The sequence below is a fragment of the Ensifer sp. ENS11 genome (assembly GCF_014851895.1).
In the GTDB taxonomy this organism is placed as follows: Bacteria; Pseudomonadota; Alphaproteobacteria; order Rhizobiales; family Rhizobiaceae; genus Ensifer; species Ensifer canadensis.
This window is the reverse complement of the sequence record NZ_JACVAN010000049.1, coordinates 1-1,236: the sequence shown is the minus strand read 5'-3', so window position 1 is coordinate 1,236 and position 1,236 is coordinate 1. Positions and strand designations below refer to the sequence as shown.

Annotated in this window: 1 protein-coding gene; it reads left to right on the top strand. The window is 56.9% G+C overall.

What is annotated here, in order from left to right:
• The first annotated feature begins 81 nt into the window (after positions 1 to 81).
• Positions 82 to 1,184 (top strand): IS3 family transposase gene (locus IB264_RS34140; protein ID WP_192435366.1). Its coding sequence is split into 2 segments (ribosomal slippage): positions 82 to 343 and positions 343 to 1,184, totalling 1,104 coding nucleotides; the frame shifts between segments, so codons are not numbered across the junction.
• The last annotated feature ends 52 nt before the right edge of the window (positions 1,185 to 1,236 follow it).

Sequence of the window (1,236 nt, the reverse complement as noted above, 5' to 3'; positions counted from 1 at the left end):
TGCTCTGATCCCCAAAAACTGGACCGTTTTTGATTGGAGTTTTCCGCGCTAGATTCCCGGCTGGGAACAGGAGCGGAAGTGATGAAAGCATCTAATTTTTCGGACGCCCAAAAGGCGTTCATTTTGAAACAGGGCGACGACGGCGTGCCGGTAGCGGAGATTTGCCGGAAGGCAGGGATCAGCCAGGCGACCTATTTCAATTGGCGCAAGAAGTACGCCGGTCTGTTGCCCGACGAGATGCGTCGGCTGAAGGCTTTGGAAGACGAGAATGGCCGTCTGAAGAAGATTGTCGCGGACCTGACGCTGGACCGGGAGATGCTCCAGGACGTCATCCGCCGAAAGCTCTGAGGCCTGCCCGCAAGCGCAAGCTGATCGACGGGATGCTGGTGGATTGGGGCATATCGATCCGACGGGCCTGCAAGGTCCTCAAGTTCGACACCTCGACCTACCATTACAAGTCCCGCCGTGCCGGGCAGGCCCCTCTGGAAAGACGGATCAAGGAGATTTGCGAGACGCGGGTGCGCTATGGATATAGGCGCGTCCATGTCCACTTGTGTCGCGACGGATGGAAAATCAACATGAAGAAGACACGTAGGATTTACAGTGAATTAGGCCTTCAGTTGCGCAACAAGCACCCAAAACGTCGGGTGAAGGCAAAGCTCAGGGATGACCGCCAGGTCGCCGTTGGCCCGAACGATGTCTGGGCCATGGACTTCGTTCACGACCAGCTCGCAACCGGCAAGAAACTGCGCATCCTGACCGTGGTGGACACGCATTCGCGCTACTGCCCGGTCACTGACGCACGATTCACCTATCGCGGCGAGGATGTCGTTCAGACGCTGGACCGTGTCTGTAAGAAGACCGGCTATCCCAAAACGATCAGGGTCGATAATGGCAGCGAGTTTATCTCCCGCGATCTGGACCTTTGGGCCTACGTCAACAAGGTCACGCTTGACTTCTCGCGGCCAGGCAAACCGACCGACAATGGCTTCATTGAAGCGTTCAACAGCAAGCTGCGGGCCGAATGCCTGAACGCGCACTGGTTCCTGACCCTTGCGGATTCGCGCGAAAAGTTGGAGACTTGGCGTCGATACTACAATGAGGATCGTCCTCACTCGGCAATCGGATATAACGTCCCGATTGCCATACATAATCCCGGTGGCGCCACCAGCCCGTCATCGTGATGAAAGCCCGGAAACTCTAATCCCCGGCGATCCAAGGTTTGGGCTCAGAGCA